This is a genomic window from Aliivibrio friggae (genome assembly GCF_057368515.1).
This window is the reverse complement of record NZ_CM170648.1, coordinates 1,888,448-1,907,447: the sequence shown is the minus strand read 5'-3', so window position 1 is coordinate 1,907,447 and position 19,000 is coordinate 1,888,448. Positions and strand designations below refer to the sequence as shown.

The following is a 19,000-nucleotide window of genomic DNA, read 5'->3' as shown; positions in this document are numbered from 1 at the left end:
GCCTGCTTTTTTTATACCTAAAATATAGTTATCTAGATTAACCTGTTTGTAATCCTATTACGCGTTGCTGGAACGTTAGTCATTGTGGTTTTTTTATGTTGTTTTTACTATGAGTACAGATTTTTCAAATCAAAAGCTAAAAAACTATGAAAAGGTATTAAGTACTGTATAATGCTGTTCGTAATCTAAGTATAAATACATAAAACAATTAGAAAGGTTGTTACCGTGAATAAACTAGTAAGTGGATTGATTGTTGGGGCTGCATTAACTGTTGCTACTAGCGCTAATGCAAAAATTTCTCAATGGTCGATTGGTGCTGCTGCTGCCTATTCACCTTCTTTTTATAAAGAAACACCCTCAAATACTACAGTTATACCAGTAGTTGGTTACGAAGGTGAGCACCTCTTCTTACGTGGCTTTAGTGGTGGTTACCGTTTATATCCAGTAGGAACACCACAGAATATCATTTTCCGTTTTATTTATGATCCTCGAACATTTAAGCCTGAAGATTCCGATAATGCAGCAATGCAACAGTTGGATGAACGTAAAGCTTCAATCTTAGGTGGTGTGACTTACCAAGCCATTACGCATATTGGTTTATTTGAAATTGGCGGTGGTACAGATATTGGTAATACACATAATGGCTTATATGCTGAAGCGGTTTGGAAATTACCAATTCGCAGAAAAGGCTGGGCAATAACTCCGTCAATAGGTTACTCATATAATAGTGAGCGTTTAAATAACCATTTATATGGTGTGTCTGCTGAAGAATCACAAAGAACTAAGGGAGTAATTAGTGAGTTTGATGCTGATTGGGATGGGCAATTTTTTGTCGGTTTATCTACTTACTTCCATTTAACACCGAATATTCGTGTGACTGGTGGTCTTAGATATGTAAATCTAGAAGGTAATTTAGAAAAGAGTTCAATGATAGAGCATACGACAAGTACAACAGGTAATGTCGGTATAGCATACGTGTTTTAAGGTAGATAAATTGAATGAAAAGTGATGAATTAATTTATCACTGTTTTTTGTTTAAGATTTGAGAATGAAGATAAAATTCCCTCAGAAACATTCAGATACAATAGAATATATACTAAGTATTGTGATAGTTAAGAAGATTTCTTTTTTTTTATATCTCAAACATAAAAAAAGCTGCTCAAGAGAGCAGCTTTTGAATATAAAAGTATTAACTTTTACACTAGGAATTCTTCTAAAGACTTACCAGCATCTAGTTGAGTTTGTAGTGCTGATGGAGTACGACCTTGGCCTGTCCATGTTTTTTCTGCACCTGCATGATCTAAAAACTTATATTTAGCAGGGCGTGGAGCACGTTTTTGCTTTGTCTTAACAGTAGTAGAAGACATAGTATCTAATAGGTCTTCTGGTGCGATACCGCTCTCGATCATCATTTGACGGAACTCTTCAAGTTTTGCTTGTTTTTCAGCAAGTTGAGAACGTTCTTCAGCTTCAGATTCTTGGCGTTCTGCAACTACTGATTGCAGTTTTTCAAGTGCTTCTTCTAATTGCTCAAGTGTCATTTCACGAGAAAGTACGCGTAGGCTACGTAGGTTTAGTAATGTTTTAATAGTATCAGACATGATTGATTCCATATTTATTTTGATAATACATTTATTATATAACAAGAAAATAATATAACAAATATTTTGATAATGAAATAAAAAGATATAATGATAATAATATTAAAAGTGACTGTGGTTTATTGAATCGCTAACAGGATAATTAATTTAAAGTATCTCATTCTAATGATGTTATGAGTTAATGTTAAAATACTCAGATATAGTATTGCAAAGTTGTGTTCGATCCGTACAATGGTCGCACCTAAACGGGTAGAGGCGCATTGCCTAAAAGTAGATTGTTAGAGGGTGATTCTGATGACAGCGATCGAAAGGAGTCAATGCCGAAGTTAAGTACGTTAATCAGATGTATTTAGCTGGGGTTATTTCGAAAAGGAATAACACTGCCATAGTCAATTTTATTTTTTAACTATGGAGCGCTACTGTGGGGAAATGTTTTAACATTCACTTCCTTTAACGGCATTGCCGTATCAACAGTAGATCTCCAACCAAACTGGTTGTTGTAGATCATGAACTTAGCTGATTTTTCAAATTCTCCGATATCGATATTGCCCCCATTGGTTGCATTGGGTTTAGCAATTGTTACTCGCCGAGTACTACTTTCTCTTGGTGTAGGTATCGTTCTAGGCGCAATTTTGCTGTCTAACTTCTCCATTTCTGGCACTGCATCTTATACTTTTAGCTCTGTTAAAGGTGTTTTTATCGATGATGGTTCTATTAATACTTGGAATATGAGTATTGTCGCTTTTCTTCTTTTATTAGGAATGACGACGGCACTTTTAACGCTTTCTGGTGGTACTCGAGCTTTTGCTGAGTGGGCACAAACAAGAATTAAAAGTAAACGTGGAGCAAAACTTCTTGCTGCTTTCCTTGGTGTTTTCATTTTTGTTGATGATTATTTTAATAGCTTAGCTGTTGGTTCAATATCCCGCCCTGTAACTGACCGTTTTTATGTATCAAGAGCAAAGCTAGCTTATATTCTAGATTCAACAGCTGCACCAATGTGTGTATTAATGCCAGCATCAAGCTGGGGCGCTTACATCATTACGATTATTGGTGGCATTTTAGTTTCACATGGTGTGACTGAATATTCTGCTTTAGGTGCTTACGTTCGCTTAATCCCTATGAACTTTTATGCAGTCTTCGCATTATTAATGGTATTTGCTGTTGTTTGGTTCCAATTAGATGTTGGCCCAATGCGCGATCATGAAAATGAAGCGGCGCGTGGTAATGGTTTTGATGATCAAGCGGTTAATGCTGAATCTAAAGACTTAAACGAAGAGCTAAACATTACAGAAAGTGAAACAGGAAAAGTATCTGATTTAATCTTCCCAATTATCGTACTTATCGTTGCGACTATTTTCTTTATGATTTACACCGGTGCTCAAGCATTAATTGGTGATGGTAAAGAATTTAATATTTTAGGTGCGTTTGAAAATACCGATGTAGGCGCTTCGCTTTGCTACGGTGGTTTAATTGGTCTAGCTGCTGCTCTTATTACTGTATTCCGTCAAGACATCTCAGCAAAAGATATTGGAATGACAATGTGGATTGGTGCTAAATCAATGTTTGGTGCAATCTTAATTCTATTCTTTGCATGGACAATTGGCTCGGTTATCGGTGATATGAGCACTGGTTCTTACCTATCTAGTTTAGCTCAAGGTAGCATTGGTATTCATTGGATCCCTGTTATCTTATTCTTACTATCTGGTTTGATGGCATTTAGTACCGGTACATCATGGGGTACATTCGGCATCATGCTACCAATTGCAGGTGACATGGCAGGAGCAACGGACATTGCGCTAATCTTACCAATGTTAGGCGCAGTATTAGCCGGTTCAGTATTTGGTGACCATTGTTCTCCAATCTCTGATACGACAATCTTGTCTTCAACGGGTGCTCGCTGTAGTCATATTGACCATGTATCAACACAACTACCTTATGCATTATCAGTTGCCGGAGTTTCAGCGATTGGTTATATCGCTCTTGGTTTTACTGGTTCCGTATTGATGGCATTCATTGCTTCAACAGCCGCGTTTATTTTAGTGTGTGCAGGCTTAATGGTTCTGTCTAAAAAGAGAGCAATTACAGCTTAAGGCATAAACTATCTTAAACAAACCGACCACAATGGTCGGTTTTTTTATTGCTTTTTAACCATGAAATCGCGATCATAACTCCTTATCTATCTTGATTGGAGTGCTTTGTGTCTCGCTATACTTTACCTATTATTGATAAACAATCACCCTTTCAAAAAGAATTCGAAATCGTTATCCGTGATCTTATAGGACATATTCGTTCTGCTGCACCTAAATCCGTTCATAGTGTTTATTTATACGGCAGCGTAGCAAGACGAGAAGCGACAGCAGGGCGTTCAAATTTAGACGTCACCTTATTAACAACCGCTCCTTTGACAAATAAAGAGCAGACGTTAATAAACACGATTAAAGTTCGCTTCCAATCCAAATACCCTCAAATAACTGGTGTTACCTTTACTATTGGCGAAACCGCAGAAGTACTGCAGTTAGAATCCATATTTAGCTGGGGGTTTTGGCTTCGTCATTGCTGTGTTTGTATTTTTGGTGATGATCTATCGACTCGATTTGGTGATTTTGAACCAAGTTGGGAAATAGCCAAAAACATGAATATGGATATTGAAGAGTGGTTAGAGGCATATATAAAGAAAATCTCTGCCAGTCAAACTATCGATTCTCAAGTCGAACACCAAAAAGCCATTGCGAAAAAGCTACTACGCAGCTGCTACTCCCTAGTCATGCACAAAGATAAAGGGTGGTATGATCACCCAATATTATGCGCACGAAAATTCTTAGAGTATTACCCTGAGAAACAAACAGAGATCGAAAGAGTTGTCATGTTATTAAAAGGACGAAAAATACCTAAGCGCTCAGCAGTTGCATTATTACTAGAATTTGGTGGTTGGGTTGTCGGTGAATTTAATAAGATTGAAAGAAGAATAGGTTAAGAGTGAATTCACATCAGACTGGATTTTTACTTACCCGACAAAATAAAGAAATAAATTCACAAACCTTAGTTGATTTATGGGTTAAGTGTGATGGTCATATTGCCCATTTACTTATTGATAATGAGCTAGCGGTTGCCTTTATTTTACAAGAAAGATTGTCAGAGTATGAGAGTTTATTAAAGAATCTCAATATTTCATACACACTTAAATCCACACAATTAACGACCTATCATCATCAACCTGTCCTTGGTATTTATTTTTCGTCGACTCAACAAAAGCGACAGGTTGCTCAATATTTTGAGCAAACTCAGTTACCTATTTTTGAAAGTGATATTCGTTTGGCGGATCGTTATCTAATGGAGCGATTTATTTGTGGTGGGCTCTCTTTTATTGGGACGCCGATACAGCGAAAAGACCATGTTGAATATCGAAATGTAAAAATAAAAGCCACACCAGTGACTCCTGTATTTAGTAAAGTCTCTTTAGATATCGAATGTTCTGAAAAAGGGATTTTGTATTCAGTCGCCCTGCACAGTGATCTAGACACTCGTATTATCATGATTGGTAAGCCGGAAGAAAGCGAGCTAGCGATTGAGTGGGTAGAGAACGAAAAGGCGTTATTACTTGCGCTGGAGCGTTGGTTTCAAACCTTTGATCCTGATATTGTCATTGGTTGGAACGTGATTAATTTTGATTTTCGCTTATTAATTCAACGAGCAAAATGGCATAACTTAGCATTTCGAGTTGGGCGTGGAAATAGCACTTTATATTGGCGAGAGTCAGATAAAAATCGTCAACAAGGCTTTCTCTCTTTCCCTGGAAGAGTCGTGCTAGATGGGATTGATGCCCTTAAAACGGCGACTTATCATTTTTCTAGTTGGTCTTTAGAGTCAGTATCACAAGAGTTGCTTAATGAAGGTAAATCAATCCATGATCCGAGCGATCGTATGGGTGAAATTAACCGAATGTATCGCGAGGACAAGCAATCACTTGCTAAATATAATCTTCAAGATTGCGTATTAGTTACTCGTATATTTGAACATACCCACATTATCGATTTTGTCATTGAACGAACGAAGCTCACAGGGGTTGAATTAGATCGTGTCGGTGGTTCGGTTGCAGCATTCACTAACTTATATTTACCTCGATTACATCGTTCTGGCTATATTGCCCCTAATCTTGAGAGTGAAAATTGGATAGCAAGCCCTGGCGGTTATGTCATGAACTCAAAGCCCGGCTTATATGATTCAGTATTAGTGTTAGATTTTAAATCACTTTATCCATCGATTATTAGAACTTTTAGGATTGATCCCCTTGGATTGCTTGAAGGGTTAAAATTAGAAGTAGGAAAAGGTGAAGAATTTGCTATCGATGGATTCAGAGGTGGGCGGTTCCATCGAACTCATCATTTCCTTCCTGGATTGATTGAATCTTTATGGTCTGCCAGAGATGTCGCTAAAAAGAATAATGAAAAAGCATTTTCTCAAGCAATAAAAATCATCATGAATTCATTTTATGGCGTATTAGGCTCATCTGGCTGTCGTTTTTTTGATCACAGATTAGCGTCGTCAATAACCATGCGTGGACATGAAATAATGAAAACCACCCGTGAGTTGATTGAATCAAAGGGCTATGAAGTCATTTACGGTGATACAGATTCTACCTTTGTGACGCTAGGGCAGGAGATGTCTTCAGAAAAGGCCGATGAGATAGGCAAAGAGTTAATTACTTATATTAACCAATGGTGGACACAACATTTACAGGATGTCTACGCCATAGATTCTGCATTAGAACTTGAATATGAAACTCATTATCGTACTTTTTTGATGCCGACTATTCGTGGCTCTGAAACGGGTTCTAAAAAACGTTATGCAGGCCTGATTAGAAAAAATGGCAAAGAAGAAATTATTTTTAAAGGATTAGAAACAGTTCGTACAGATTGGACTCCGTTATCTCAAACCTTTCAAAAGGTATTATTTGATAAAGTGTTTCATCAGCAAGAAGTAAAAGAATACGTACGTAATTATGTGGATGATACACGCTCAGGCAAATTAGATGACCAACTTATTTATCGTAAGCGATTAAGAAGAAAGTTGGATGATTATCAAAAGAATGTCCCTCCGCATGTGAAAGCCGCGAGATTGGCCGACTATTATCACCAACAAATGGGCAAATCAGCACAATATAAATATGGGGGCTGGATTGAGTATGTTATCACTACTTCAGGCCCTGAGCCGTTAGAGTATTTAAAAAGCCCAATCGATTACGATCATTATGTCGAAAAACAATTAAAACCGATTGCTGATGGTATTCTTCCTTTTATAGGATTGGATTTCATGCAATTATCAGCATCGCAATTAGGTCTATTTTAACGATTGCTTTTATTGTATATTGATAAATAGTTGATTGAATTTATTTATTTTCAAGCGTGTGGTGTTTCTTTAGAGATGCAGCATGAAAAGGTAAATAGGTACTAAAGTCAATACTATATAAATAGTAAAACTTTGCGTACAAACACATAATCAATAGGCGACAACCTTATTTTTTAAGGTAAAATAGGCCATAAAATTTGCCTCAGTCGAGGTGCGCAGTAAATTTAAGTCGGAGTGTCAGTTGTGATTAAAGTATTCCTTGTAGATGATCATGAGCTGGTTCGCACAGGGATTAGACGTATTCTTGAAGACGTCCGTGGAATTAAAGTAGTAGGGGAAGCTGACAGCGGTGAAGACGCCGTAAAATGGTGTCGAACAGAGCAGGCAGATATTGTCCTTATGGATATGAATATGCCCGGGATCGGTGGATTAGAAGCCACTAAAAAGATTTTACGATTTAATCCAGATATGAAAGTTATTGTTTTAACGATTCATACTGAGAACCCATTCCCAACAAAGGTAATGCAAGCAGGTGCTGCTGGCTATCTTACAAAAGGGGCTGGCCCAGACGAAATGGTGAATGCTATTCGTATGGTTCAAAGTGGGCAACGTTATTTATCACCAGAGATCGCGCAACAAATGGCATTAAGCCAGTTCACACCAGATTCTGAGAATCCATTTAAAGAATTGTCAGAGCGTGAATTGCAGATCATGATTATGATAACGAAAGGCGAAAAAGTGACGGATATTTCCGAGCAACTTAACTTGAGCCCTAAAACAGTAAATAGCTATCGTTACCGATTATTCAGTAAGTTGAATATCAGTGGAGATGTTGAATTAACTCACTTAGCTATTCGTCATGGTATTTTAGATGCTGAGACGCTTTAGTGCCTTCTTTTGATTCAAAAGCTTTCTTAAAATCTGTTACTCATCAGCCCGGCGTTTATCGTATGTATAACGCTGAGGCTGAGGTTATTTATGTAGGCAAAGCAAAAGATTTAAAAAAACGATTATCTAGCTATTTTCGTGTAAATATCCCATCAGAAAAAACCAAAGCATTAGTCAGTCATATTGATCATGTTGATGTGACGGTGACTCATACTGAGACCGAAGCCCTTATTCTTGAACATAATTATATTAAGCAATATTTGCCGAAATATAATGTATTACTTCGAGATGATAAATCTTACCCTTATATTTTCATTTCAAACCATAAGCACCCAAGGATCTCTATCCATCGTGGGGCGAAGCGTAAAAAAGGGGAGTACTTTGGGCCTTATCCAGATTCCGGAGCAGTGCGAGAAAGCCTTCACTTGATCCAAAAACTGTTTCCAATTCGTCAATGTGAAGATTCGGTTTATTCAAATCGTCAGCGTCCTTGCTTGATGCATCAAATTGGTCGTTGTTTAGCGCCGTGTGTAAAAGGCATTGTTAGCGATGATGAATATAAAGAGCAAACGGAATTTATTCGCTTATTTTTACAGGGTAAAGATAGACAAGTTATTCAGACGTTAGTTGAGCAAATGGAAGCGGCAAGCCATTCCCTGAAATTTGAAAAAGCAGCGGTTATTCGAGATCAAATTCAAGCAATGAGACGAATGCAAGAGCAGCAATACGTTTCAGATGACAGCGGTGATGACTTAGATGTATTAGGTTTTGCTATCGAAAATGGATTAGCTTGCGTACATTTATTAATGATCCGCCAAGGAAAGATACTTGGTAGTCGAAGCTTCTTTCCTAAGATCCCTGTGAAGACGGATAAAGAAGAAGTATTCTCAAGCTTTTTAACTCAGTATTACTTAAACCACTCTCAAGGCCGTACTATTCCTAATCGTGTAGTGACAAGTTTTGAGTTTGATGGCGAAGGGCTAGAGCATGCATTAACAGAGTTATCTGGGCGTAAAGTCCAATTTCAATTAAATCCTAAAGGAATAAAAGGGCGTTATTTAAAATTAGCCGATACCAATGCATTGACTGCGCTTACAAGTAAATCGAATCATAAGCTGACGATGTATCAGCGATTTAAACAATTAGAAGAAGCCTTGTCTTTAGCCTCAATTCAGCGAATGGAATGTTTTGATATTAGTCATACCATGGGAGAAAAAACCGTGGCTTCTTGTGTCGTATTCAATCAGGAAGGACCAGTAAAAGCGGAGTATAGACGTTATAATATCACTGGGATTACGGGCGGCGATGATTACGCTGCGATGGCTCAAGTTTTAGAACGCCGTTACAGTAAGCATCTTGATGTAGATAAAATTCCTGATATTGTATTTATCGATGGGGGGAAAGGGCAGTTAAACCGCGCTTATGAGGTTATCTCTAAGCACTGGGATGATTGGCCAAAGCAACCACTATTGTTAGGTATAGCGAAAGGGATTACACGAAAACATGGATTAGAAACCCTAGTTAAAGTGTCTGGTGAGGAGTTTTCGATGCCAAGTGATTCGCCTGCTTTGCATTTAATACAGCATATTAGAGATGAAAGTCATAATCATGCGATCAGTGGACATAGAGCTCAACGTGCTAAAGTTAGAAAAACCAGTACGTTGCAAAATATTGAAGGCGTTGGTCCAAAAAGAAGACAGGCATTATTACAGTATTTAGGTGGTCTCCAAGAATTAAAAAGTGCAAGTGTTGAAGAAATAGCCAAAGTGCCAGGAATTAGCCTCTCTTTGGCAGAAAAAATACAGGATGCGTTGAAACACGGATAAAAAAAGCGCACCATAGACCTAGCGGACCAAAACTAAAGAATTATTATGCGATTAACGATACCAAATATACTCACGTTTATCCGACTTGCACTTATTCCAGTGTTTGTTGTTGTTTTTTACTTGCCTTATGAATGGTCAGCGGTTGCTGCAGCAATGGTTTTCTGGGTGGCAGGCTTTACTGATTGGTTAGATGGATTATTAGCAAGAAAATTAGGTCAAACTTCTCGTTTTGGTGCCTTTTTAGATCCCGTAGCTGATAAAGTGATGGTAGCAGCTGCTTTAATTTTAATTACTGAGCACTACCATTCTATTTGGGTAACGATCCCTGCTATCACCATGATTGGTCGTGAACTTATTATCTCTGCATTAAGAGAATGGATGGCCGAGATTGGTAAGCGTGCAAGTGTTGCCGTATCGTGGGTTGGTAAAGTAAAAACCGTTTCACAAATGTTTGCGCTGTGGCTTTTGATTTGGCGTTATGATGATTGGATGATTTGGGTAGGTTATACTGCACTTTATGTTGCGACAATTCTAACTTACTGGTCTATGGTCCAATACTTAGCGGCTGCGAAAGATGACTTGCTTAATGCAGACGATTGATTGAATTAATTATATGAAAAGCGAACTTAGGTTCGCTTTTTTTATATTTGAAAACCGCTGATTTTTAGATAACTGATATTACAGGCTTTTGCCTTGGTTATTTCTTGCTATTTGTTGGTGGTTTTTAAGCTATCGTGTTCAATAATCTGATGTGAAGAGGTTGTTTTCGTTCGTTTTATGCTCATTTCGGCTGGATTTTATTCAAACGAAACAAAAACCAAAAAATAGTGTTGACTCTAATGGCTGAATCAGTAGAATGCATCCCGTACCCAAGAGGAAGGCAGCAAATAAGCAGCTAGCCAATTGAGGATACGTTGGCGCCTTGGCAGAGTGGCTATGCAGCGGATTGCAAATCCGTGGACCTCGGTTCGACTCCGGGAGGCGCCTCCAATCTCTTTTTAGAGATGACTTTGCGACACTAGCTCAGCTGGTAGAGCGCAACCTTGCCAAGGTTGAGGTCACGAGTTCGAGCCTCGTGTGTCGCTCCAGATTTTGTAAAAGGCAGTCACGTAACATTGGCAGACTGTTTTAAAGATGGTGTCTAACCGTTCTTTTTAGAACACATTGGTTAGGAGCATCGCAATAAAGAATTGCGTGCCCTGGTGGTGGAATTGGTAGACACAAGGGATTTAAAATCCCTCGGCGTTCGCGCTGTGCCGGTTCAAGTCCGGCCCGGGGCACCATCTATTAAAGTCTACATTGAAAAATGTAGCATGCGACACTAGCTCAGCTGGTAGAGCGCAACCTTGCCAAGGTTGAGGTCACGAGTTCGAGCCTCGTGTGTCGCTCCAAATTTGTAAAAGGCAGTCACGTAACATTGGCAGACTGTTTTAAAGATGGTGTCTAACCGTTCTTTTTAGAACACATTGGTTAGGAGCATCGCAATAAAGAATTGCGTGCCCTGGTGGTGGAATTGGTAGACACAAGGGATTTAAAATCCCTCGGCGTTCGCGCTGTGCCGGTTCAAGTCCGGCCCGGGGCACCATCTATTAAAGTCTATATTGAAAAATATAGCATGCGACACTAGCTCAGCTGGTAGAGCGCAACCTTGCCAAGGTTGAGGTCACGAGTTCGAGCCTCGTGTGTCGCTCCAAATTGAAAAGCCCAATCAGAAATGATTGGGCTTTTTGACGTTTATAGCAGAGTAAAAAGAGGCTCGACTCATGACCTCAATAACTATCAACTCAACTGGTAGAGCGTAACCTTGCCAAGGTTGAGGTCACGCCTAGCACCTCGAAGATCGGGAGCCTCGTGTGTCGCTCCAGTTTCTTTAAATAGAAAGCGAGAAGCCCAATCAGAAATGGTTGGGCTTTTTGACGTCTATACAATGGCGAAATGGGTTTAGTACGTTATCTCAATTATCATTAGTTTAAGTAGCTCTTATTAATAGGAAAGCTTAAATGATAATTCTATTATGAAAAATTATTGTTATATTATTAATAGATGTGCTATTTTCCTTCACAATCTCGGAATAGTTCTGGGGGAGACGCGTTTTAACTTTATATTTTTACTAAAATTTAAAGATAAATACGTAGGGTAGGTATCAACAACAATTTGTTGATAGAAGGGATACTAGTGACGGTAACGTCATGCTTATGGGAAACCCAACATTGAACACATTTAAATTACACACTCAAATCTGCTTAATACTTCCACTGTGCCCTGTATTAGAAACAGGCAGCATCACCGAACCTTGAATCTTTGAAAAACAATTGCCATTACGTGGCTTAATTTCTATATGCATTTTGCTATGGATAGATTTTTCACATCTTAATTTTCAAGGTTATAAAAATGAGCGCACTCTTTGATGAGAGAGCTGATGCTGTTATGTCTCAGTTATCAGTTCAATTGGTAGAATCAAATAGTCAGGAAGAATTCAACCAACAAGAACAATGGAAACAACACTTTATTCAAACAGGCGCTGGAGGAAGTGATCAATTCCTTTCTATGTTGAATCATACCAATCAAGCATTAGCTTCGGTATTTGAACAAGTGAGATCTCCGTATTCAGGGGTTACACCAGCCTTACTTGAAAAAGCCATTCAAAACGTAAACCTAGATAATGAACCATCAGATCTGCGCAATGTTATTGATAGAACCACAGACCTAGTGGTTAAAAACTCAATATTTGTTCAGCATCCAAACTGTATTGCCCATCTTCATACTCCGCCATTACTTTCCTCTATTGCTGCAGAAGCGATAATTGCTGCGCTTAATCAATCGATGGATTCGTGGGATCAAGCCTCATCAGCAACCTACGTAGAGCAAAAAGTAATAGATTGGGTATGTGAAAAATACCAACTAGGTGCAAAATCTGATGGTGTATTTACCAGCGGTGGGACACAAAGCAACCTCATAGGATTATTGCTTGCCCGTGATTGGATAGCAGACAAAGTAAGCCAACATTCGATTCAAAAATTAGGCTTACCAGTGTATTCGAGTAGATTGCGTATAATATGCTCTAAAAAATCACATTTCACCGTGCAAAAATCAGCATCTTTGTTAGGATTAGGCGAGCGTTCTGTATGTTGTGTTGAGACAAACTCAAATGGCACTATTCATATCAATTCATTAGAGGAAGCACTTGGTGAATTGAAAGCAGAAGGGTTAATTCCGTTTGTTTTAGTGGGAACCGCTGGTACGACAGATCACGGAGCCATTGATGATTTATTTGCGTTGTCCTCTATAGCACAAGCAGAAGGTATGTGGTTTCACGTTGATGCCGCTTATGGTGGCGCATTAATATTAAGTGAGAGTAAGCAACGATTAGCTGGTATTGAACATGCTGATTCTCTTAGTGTTGATTTTCATAAATTGTTTTACCAAACGGTTAGTTGTGGCGCGATCTTAATTAAAGATAAATCTAATTTTGGTTACTTGAGACATCATGCCGATTACTTAAATCGTGAAGATGATGAACTGCCTAACTTAGTCGATAAATCCAGCGCGACAACGAAACGTTTTGATGCCTTAAAAGTCTTTATGACAATGCAAAATGTAGGGGCAGAGCAATTAGGAAAAATGTACGACCATTTATTAATACAAACTAAGCAAGTAGCAGATTTAATTCAAAACAATGATCGTTTTGAATTACTGGCAGAACCGTCACTTTCAACCGTATTGTTTCGCTCTAACAGTAAAATTATCAAGGATCTAGATAAGCTAAATAAAACAGTCAGGCTAGAAGCGTTAACGCGTGGTATAGCCGTGTTAGGTGAAACGGTCGTTAGTCATAATGTCGCGTTGAAACTAACCATCTTAAATCCATGCTTGAAGGTTTTAGATTTTGAATCTTTATTGGAACAAATTGATAACTTAGTAATTGAACAAGAACAAATAAGGGTAAAACAATAATGTCTATTCTACAAATTGGCGCTGGTGGCGTTGGATGGGTTGTTGCACATAAAGCAGCACAAAATAATGACACACTGGGTGATATTACGATTGCTTCTCGCACTATTGGAAAGTGTGAAAAAATTATCGAATCGATTAAGGGTAAAAATAACCTGAAAGATACGACTAAGAAATTGGAAGCAAAAGCAGTTAATGCTGATGATGTTGATGCACTTGTTGCTCTTATCAAAGAAGTTCAGCCTGATCTTGTTATTAATGCTGGCCCTCCTTGGGTTAACATTTCAATCATGGAAGCGTGTTATCAAGCACAAGTTTCTTACTTAGATACGTCTGTTGCTGTTGATTTATGTTCAGAAGGCCAACAAGTGCCTGAAGCTTATGATTGGCAGTGGGGCTATCGTGAGAAGTTTAAAGAAGCGGGTATTACCGGTATTCTTGGTGCGGGTTTTGATCCAGGTGTGGTTAGTGTTTTTGCAGCATATGCGGTTAAGCATTTGTTTGATGAGATTGAAACGATTGATGTAATGGACATCAATAACGGTGATCATGGTAAAAAGTTTGCGACAAACTTTGATCCAGAAACGAACATGCTAGAGATCCAAGGTGATTCTTTCTACTGGGAAAATGAAGAGTGGAAACAAGTACCATGTCATACTCGTATGTTAGAATTTGATTTCCCACATTGTGGTAGCCATAAAGTATATTCAATGGCGCATGATGAAGTTCGTTCAATGAAAGAATTTATTCCAGCAAAACGCATTGAGTTCTGGATGGGCTTTGGTGACAAATACTTAAATTACTTTAATTGTATGCGCGATATTGGTCTGTTAAGCCCAGAACCATTGACTTTGCACGATGGTACTGTTGTTCAGCCACTACACGTATTAAAAGCATTATTACCTGATCCAACCTCACTGGCTCCAGGTTATACTGGACTAACGTGCATCGGTACTTGGGTTCAAGGTAAAAAAGACGGAAAAGATCGCAGCGTATTCATCTACAATAATGCTGATCACGAAGTTGCTTATAAAGATGTAGAGCACCAAGCTATTTCTTATACTACAGGTGTACCTGCAATTACTGCCGCTCTGCAATATTTCCATGGTAAGTGGGCTGAAGCGGGGGTATTTAATATGGAGCAGTTAGACCCAGATCCGTTCCTAGAAATAATGCCTGAAATTGGCCTAGATTGGCATGTTCAAGAGCTAACACCAGGACAACCAGACATTAAAACTCTAAAATAATAGAGTATATCTATCGTCATTATCAATGATGGTGAATTAATTTTAAGCCGATGAATTCATCGGCTTTGTTCGATTTATAGAGAAGAGAATCATGACAACTCAATTGAAAAAAAATGAGTTAAAAACCCCATATTTCATGATTGATGAAGCCAAGCTGATAGTTAACCTTGAAGTAGCAAAGCGCTTGAAAGATCTTTCTGGTGTTAAATTGGTACTGGCATTGAAATGCTTTTCAACATGGGGCGTTTTTGACATCATCAAGCCTTATCTTGATGGCTCAACCAGCAGTGGTCCATACGAAGTAAAATTAGGCCATGAAACCTTTGGTGGTGAAACGCACGCTTACAGTGTGGGTTACAGTGAGGATGACGTAAAAGAAGTGGTCGATATTTGCGATAAGATGATCTTTAACTCACAATCGCAATTAGCTGCTTATCGTCATCTTGTTGAAGGTAAAGCGTCGATCGGTCTACGCTTAAACCCTGGCGTAAGCTATGCAGGACAAGATCTTGCGAACCCTGCGCGTGAGTTTTCACGTTTAGGTGTACAAGCCGATCAACTCGATCCTCTTGTGTTTGAAAGCTTGAATGGCGTTATGTTTCACATGAATTGTGAGAATAAAGACGTTGATGCCTTTTCATCGCTATTAGATGCTATTTCAACTAAATTTGGTTCACATCTAGATAAATTAGAGTGGGTGAGTTTAGGTGGTGGTGTTTTCTTTACTTGGCCTGATTATGATGTTGAAAAACTGGCATCAGTACTAAAAGCCTTTGCTGATAAACACCAAGTTCAGTTATATCTTGAGCCGGGTGAAGCGATCATCACTAAAACCGCGGATCTCGTAGTAAGCGTGGTTGATATAGTTGAAAATGGTAAAAAAACGGCCATTGTTGACTCTGCAACTGAAGCGCATCGCCTTGATACGTTAATCTATAATGAGCCGGCCTCAATATTAGAAGCGTCAGAAAATGGTGAACACCACTACGTTATTGGCTCATGTTCATGCCTAGCTGGTGATCAGTTCTGTGAAGCCCAATTTGAAAAGCCATTAGTGATTGGTCAAAAACTGCATCTGTTGGACAGTGCCGGTTATACGATGGTGAAATTGAATTGGTTTAATGGCTTAAAAATGCCTTCGGTATATTGCGAGAGAACTACCGGAGAGATCGAGATTTTAAATCAATTTGGCTATGATGATTTTAAGCGTTCATTATCACAGTGGACGGTGAGTTAATCCTAACTTATAGCCATTAATATTAAAAATGGCAGTGTATTAGGCTGCCATTTTATAATTATCTCTTACCAAGTTTAGATAATGGTAACGACCATATCATTACTTAGTGCTTCTATTTCTGCTGCTAGGTCATTGATATTGGTTGATATCGGTAACTTTAAGCTTAATGTAGCGGTAAATACACTGGTGCCATTCGCTGGAACTCCAATACGATGACTGTCCATATCAATCAATTCAATCGATTCTTTTTGCAGTATATTACTGATGTCATTGACGATACCGGCTCTGTCTTCTGCATCTACTTTCAATTGAGTATGTTGACTTTCAATAATCGTTTCTAATGCGTCGGTAAAAGTAACCAGTAAGTCATCTTGTGAGGCAAAGTAGTCTTGGACCGTTTTTTTATGAGCCGTAGGGACTTCTATTTTAATGACTGCAGAAATATGAGTATCAAGGTAATTGATTTTACTTACTAACCATTTTCCCCCTTCTTCATGAGTCACCGAAGCCAAGCGTTTAATTAGGTCTGGGCTAGAAATACCAACAAAAGCAGCAATAAATACACTTTTCATAGTGAAGCCTCCAACTAAGGTTATTATTGTTCTATTCAATAAGTAATAGCATTAGTATCAGTGTAGACGTCTTGTTGTGAAAATGTTTGATAAACATCAACATATTAACCGCTCAAATAGATCAACTTCAAAGTTTACTGTTCTATTTTGTCTCTCTTAGTTCTCGTGCTTAGTATTTCTGAAAGAGAGTGCATTTCTGGTAAAATTTGATGAATTAAATGCAGTTGTTGCAATACCATTCTTACTGAATTTTCATCTTCATCACGCCATTCAGAAAGCTTCCTTTCAATGCTCTCTTCCGCAAAAATATTTAATCTATCACTGCAATCCGTATTATTGAGTTGGCATTGAATTTGATTTAAATGCGCATGAATAATACGGTGAGACTCTGCGACTAGCTGATGTGTTTCTTCATCTTTTAAGCGCGTACGATGAGCACCAAGAGCTGAAATATAACTTAACATCGCATGGCATAAGCAAAGAAAACGGAAGGATTCATCAACCGCGGTTTGATACTTACCGGGTTCGATAAGCATATTGCTGATTGCAGAGCTAAGTGCCGCTTCATTATTATGAGCTTGTCGACGAGATAAGCGGTACTGTAAAGAATCTTTTTTTCCTGCTCGATATTGTGAAATTATATTAGATAAATAATCTTGATGGGCATTCACCGTATCAGCCATGACTTTATGTAAACGCTTAGATTGCCAGTCGGGTAAGATGTAAGTTACAGCAACTACGGCTAAAATACAGCCAACAATAGTATCGCCTAATCGAGGTAGAATAACCGCATAACCTTCACCTAATTGGTTAAAACAGAACAGAACCAAAATGGTGATAAAGGCTGTTGCAAAGCCGTAGTTAGCAAGACGGAAAGCAAAAAATAATACTCCAGCGATGACCATGAGAACCAGTTGACTATCAAGAGATGGGAACAAGACTAAGAGTGCGGTCCCTGCTAATAAACCAATAATAGTTCCTGCAACACGAGCAACGAGTTTTTCTTTTGTTGCGCTGTAGTTTGGTTGACAAACAAACAGAGTGGTTAATAAAATCCAATATCCACGATCTAAATCAAAGGCTTGAATAATGCCATACCCAGCAGTGAGGGCGAGAGCCATTCTAATTGCATGACGGAACAGAACGGAATCTGTTGTCATGTTTGCTTTTAAACGCTGCCACATTGCTTTTGGCGTGTGTGCAACTTGGTCTGCTAAAACGGTGTCTTCTTCAAGCTCTAAACTGTGTTCAGGGTTACTGATATTGGCAAATTGGCGCTCTACTGTCGCTAGATTACTAAACAAATATTCAAGCTGAATAACAGACAATCGCCATTCTGGTCGTTGTTGTTCTTTTAATGCAATTAACGATTGTTGTAACTCGTCTAAAGCAAAAATTGAAGTTTGGGCATGTTGATAGGGTAAGCCAAGCGATAAGCAGCGCGCAACTTCCTTACAGGCTAAAGATTGGCTATGAAGCAAATGCTTAAAGCGAAAGAGAATATCGCTACGATTAAAGGTATTCGCAAGATCTTGATAGCGATAATGGCTAGAGCTGACGCGTTCATGAATATCTTGGGCAATGAAATAGATCTTTAAAAAACGGTCACTGGCTCCCACAACATGTCCGCCTTGAGCACGAGTGAGTAACGACGTTTTACTGTTATTTAGTGCTGTTACCATCTGAGCATTATTTTTGGCTTCTTGAAGACGGTAAGGTTGAGGCGTTAAGTTAGTAACCGGATGAAATAGTTCACTTTTAATATCTAAATATCTTGCCATGGTTTCAAATACGGTGGCGAGATTTTGTTGAACAGGCTGCAAAGGCCAGAAAATTTGCCAAATAAGTGAGATGGAATAATACCAAGCGGCACCTCCTAGCAGTAGCATCGGTTGATACCACAGGTTTGGACTATCAGCAGCCCCCAGCATGGTATAAATAGCAATCAGTAATGAACCAAACGCGATACTTGCGTAACGAGGCCCCAATGCCCCAAGCATAATAAAGGAAACTGTTGAACAGAAGAGCCCAATCGCAAATAAAATAGGGGTATCAAAAAGTAGCTCGATAGAGAAAGCAGCAATAGCAAAACAGATAAAGGTTAAAAAAAGCGCCTTAAGTCGGCCTGAAAGTTTATCTTCTGTTTCAGCTAAAGCGGCAGCAATGATGCCAAGAATTAAAGGGATAATTGCAGTGTTTTGTTCTAAATACCAACAAGGAATGACAGCACCAACTAAAGCGAGCAATACTCGAACGCTAAAATTGATGGTTTTATTGGCCCAGTATTGGCGAAAAATTTGGCGATAAGTCACAATAGGTATTATCTAAT

12 protein-coding genes, 6 tRNA genes, 1 pseudogene and 1 riboswitch are annotated in these 19,000 nt (G+C 38.7%); of the genes and pseudogenes, 16 read left to right on the top strand and 3 right to left on the bottom strand.

Annotation, left to right across the window (positions count from 1 at the left end; genetic code table 11):
* The first annotated feature begins 225 nt into the window (after positions 1-225).
* Positions 226-984 (top strand): MipA/OmpV family protein, encoded by a 759-nt coding sequence (locus AC2INI_RS08845; protein ID WP_122033127.1) that lies wholly within the window; start codon positions 226-228, stop codon positions 982-984.
* A 212-nt stretch (positions 985-1,196) separates the two neighbouring features.
* Here the strand turns inward: AC2INI_RS08845 and AC2INI_RS08840 are convergent, their stop codons facing one another.
* Positions 1,197-1,601: an H-NS family histone-like protein gene (locus tag AC2INI_RS08840; protein ID WP_162922474.1), complete on the bottom strand. Its 405-nt coding sequence runs from the start codon at positions 1,599-1,601 to the stop codon at positions 1,197-1,199.
* A gap of 242 nt (positions 1,602-1,843) precedes the next feature.
* Positions 1,844-2,028, top strand: a riboswitch (Lysine riboswitch).
* A 79-nt stretch (positions 2,029-2,107) separates the two neighbouring features.
* On the opposite strand from AC2INI_RS08840, the gene AC2INI_RS08835 reads away from it, so the two are divergent.
* The 15 genes and pseudogenes from AC2INI_RS08835 (at position 2,108) to nspC (ending at position 16,099) form a co-directional block, all read left to right on the top strand.
* Complete coding sequence (locus AC2INI_RS08835) at positions 2,108-3,694, top strand: Na+/H+ antiporter NhaC family protein (RefSeq protein WP_122033125.1); 1,587 nt, start codon at positions 2,108-2,110, stop codon at positions 3,692-3,694.
* Between the two features lie 107 nt (positions 3,695-3,801).
* Complete coding sequence (locus AC2INI_RS08830; RefSeq protein ID WP_486304634.1) at positions 3,802-4,578, top strand: nucleotidyltransferase domain-containing protein; 777 nt, start codon at positions 3,802-3,804, stop codon at positions 4,576-4,578.
* A gap of 2 nt (positions 4,579-4,580) precedes the next feature.
* On the top strand, positions 4,581-6,950 hold the full coding sequence (locus AC2INI_RS08825; RefSeq protein ID WP_486304633.1) for a DNA polymerase II: 2,370 nt from the start codon (positions 4,581-4,583) through the stop codon (positions 6,948-6,950).
* A gap of 243 nt (positions 6,951-7,193) precedes the next feature.
* A complete protein-coding gene (uvrY, locus tag AC2INI_RS08820) occupies positions 7,194-7,838 on the top strand; it encodes a UvrY/SirA/GacA family response regulator transcription factor (protein WP_122033122.1) in 645 nt (214 codons plus the stop codon).
* Positions 7,838-9,664: an excinuclease ABC subunit UvrC gene (gene uvrC / locus AC2INI_RS08815; protein ID WP_122033121.1), complete on the top strand. Its 1,827-nt coding sequence runs from the start codon at positions 7,838-7,840 to the stop codon at positions 9,662-9,664. Before uvrY ends, uvrC begins: the two co-directional genes overlap by 1 nt.
* A 45-nt stretch (positions 9,665-9,709) precedes the next feature.
* Positions 9,710-10,264: a CDP-diacylglycerol--glycerol-3-phosphate 3-phosphatidyltransferase gene (pgsA, locus tag AC2INI_RS08810; RefSeq protein ID WP_486304632.1), complete on the top strand. Its 555-nt coding sequence runs from the start codon at positions 9,710-9,712 to the stop codon at positions 10,262-10,264.
* Between the two features lie 316 nt (positions 10,265-10,580).
* A tRNA-Cys gene (locus tag AC2INI_RS08805) sits at positions 10,581-10,654 on the top strand.
* 22 nt (positions 10,655-10,676) lie between these two features.
* Positions 10,677-10,752, top strand: a tRNA-Gly gene (locus AC2INI_RS08800).
* A 108-nt stretch (positions 10,753-10,860) separates the two neighbouring features.
* Positions 10,861-10,947: transfer RNA gene (locus tag AC2INI_RS08795), tRNA-Leu, on the top strand.
* A 32-nt stretch (positions 10,948-10,979) separates the two neighbouring features.
* A tRNA-Gly gene (locus tag AC2INI_RS08790) sits at positions 10,980-11,055 on the top strand.
* 107 nt (positions 11,056-11,162) lie between these two features.
* Positions 11,163-11,249 (top strand) — tRNA-Leu (locus AC2INI_RS08785).
* A 32-nt stretch (positions 11,250-11,281) separates the two neighbouring features.
* Positions 11,282-11,357: transfer RNA gene (locus AC2INI_RS08780), tRNA-Gly, on the top strand.
* A gap of 761 nt (positions 11,358-12,118) precedes the next feature.
* Positions 12,119-13,618, top strand: a pseudogene (locus AC2INI_RS08775) (pyridoxal phosphate-dependent decarboxylase family protein); the annotation flags it as partial.
* Complete coding sequence (locus tag AC2INI_RS08770) at positions 13,618-14,862, top strand: carboxynorspermidine synthase (RefSeq protein WP_486304631.1); 1,245 nt, start codon at positions 13,618-13,620, stop codon at positions 14,860-14,862. The pseudogene AC2INI_RS08775 and the gene AC2INI_RS08770, both read left to right, overlap by 1 nt.
* A 103-nt stretch (positions 14,863-14,965) precedes the next feature.
* A complete protein-coding gene (gene nspC / locus AC2INI_RS08765; RefSeq protein WP_486305715.1) occupies positions 14,966-16,099 on the top strand; it encodes a carboxynorspermidine decarboxylase in 1,134 nt (377 codons plus the stop codon).
* Between the two features lie 74 nt (positions 16,100-16,173).
* Here the strand turns inward: nspC and AC2INI_RS08760 are convergent, their stop codons facing one another.
* Both AC2INI_RS08760 and yccS read right to left on the bottom strand, forming a co-directional pair.
* Positions 16,174-16,671, bottom strand: coding sequence for a glycine cleavage system transcriptional repressor (locus AC2INI_RS08760; RefSeq protein WP_486304630.1), 498 nt, complete (start codon positions 16,669-16,671; stop codon positions 16,174-16,176).
* Positions 16,672-16,805: 134 nt separating this feature from the next.
* Positions 16,806-18,983 (bottom strand): YccS family putative transporter, encoded by a 2,178-nt coding sequence (gene yccS / locus AC2INI_RS08755; protein WP_486304629.1) that lies wholly within the window; start codon positions 18,981-18,983, stop codon positions 16,806-16,808.
* Positions 18,984-19,000: the final 17 nt, after the last annotated feature.